Below are 1,278 nucleotides of genomic sequence, written 5' to 3'. Positions count from 1 at the left end.
CAATACAGTGTTTACCGCCTCCCTTCGCTCCCCTACCCGCTTCAAAAATACGTGCGACGACTGACTTTCGTTATGGTCACCGTCGGAACCACAGCAATGACAGGCTACAAGCAGCGATCAGCAGCACAACTGAGGTCCCGGCCAGCAAAGAACTGATTTCGGTCTCCCTGCGTTCGAGCGCGAAACGGGCGCTAAGCTGCCGATATACCCGTGTCAGATCCGCGGCCGATCCGGCCAGGAAGTACTCGCCAGCAGTCAGCGTCGCGACCGCGAGCAAAGTCGGCTCATCCAGTTGTGTGAAGGAGGACTGGCTCGACTCTGCTTGGCCGTGCGGGGTACCGTAGCCTACGGTATAGACGCGAACCCCACGCTGGGCAGCCATGCGCGCGGCGTCTAGCGGATCTGGCCCAGTGGTCCGGCGACCATCGCTGAGCAGGATTACCACTCCGTGCCGATAAGAGCCGGGCATCGTCGGTGGCTGTTCCAGTTCGCGCTTGCGAACGGCGTCCGCCGCAGCAGCTTCGGACTGCGTTCTTCCACCAGGTCCCGGTGCCAGGGTCTCGCCGCGGAAAAGGATAGCTTCGAGGTCGATGCCATCATCGTCGGGAAACAATACCGCCAGGGCCTGGATCAGTCCGCTGCCTGTCGCCGTGCCGTGTTGGAGTTGGAAGCGATCGATCGCATCGAGCATATCCTGACGGTTGTCGGTTGGAGGCTGCACTACGGTGGCCGTGGCAGCAAACGAGACAATGCCCAGGCGCACGCTTGCAGGCAGTCCGATGACCAGATCTCGTGCGGCCTGCTGCGCGGCACTGATCCGACTGGGCGCCACGTCGGTTGAATTCATGCTGAGGGAGGTATCGACAGCCAGTACCACTGTGATGATGTCTGACGGCAGGGTGATGGTCGTGGCAGGACGGGCGCATGCCAGGAGGGCCGCGCCCAACGCCAAGAGAAAAAGCAGCGGCGGGATGTGACGCCGAAGGCGTAGGCCGTGCCCCAACGCGGCGCGCGGCAGAGCAAGACTGGCATACAACAGAGCAGCTTTCTTGCGTCGTGCCATCAGGTAGACGTAGGCACCTGCTAGCAAAGGGAGAAAGCACAACAGCCAGAGCAATTGCGGCCAGAGAAACTGCATGCCGTACTCCATGGCGCGTTGATAAAGCGATGATACTGCAGGCTTATGCGCCAGGTGCAATGCGCATGTTTGCCGATCGGCAACGGTAAAATGCGCACGAAAAGAAACTTACCGCACACGGAGTCCCGGCCTCTTCCCTA

Annotated in this window: 1 protein-coding gene; it reads right to left on the bottom strand. The window is 60.9% G+C overall.

Features of this window, described 5'->3' with window-relative positions; translation table 11 throughout:
• Nucleotides 1–76 precede the first annotated feature (76 nt).
• Nucleotides 77–1,138, bottom strand: a complete 1,062-nt coding sequence (locus U9J39_RS29340) for a VWA domain-containing protein (RefSeq protein ID WP_326348795.1) — start codon at nt 1,136–1,138, stop codon at nt 77–79.
• Nucleotides 1,139–1,278 lie beyond the last annotated feature (140 nt).

The organism is Cupriavidus sp. SS-3 (assembly GCF_035818815.1).
In the GTDB taxonomy this organism is placed as follows: Bacteria; Pseudomonadota; Gammaproteobacteria; order Burkholderiales; family Burkholderiaceae; genus Cupriavidus; species Cupriavidus taiwanensis_C.
The sequence above is the reverse complement of the archived record's forward strand: the minus strand, read 5'-3'. Positions and strand labels throughout refer to the sequence as shown.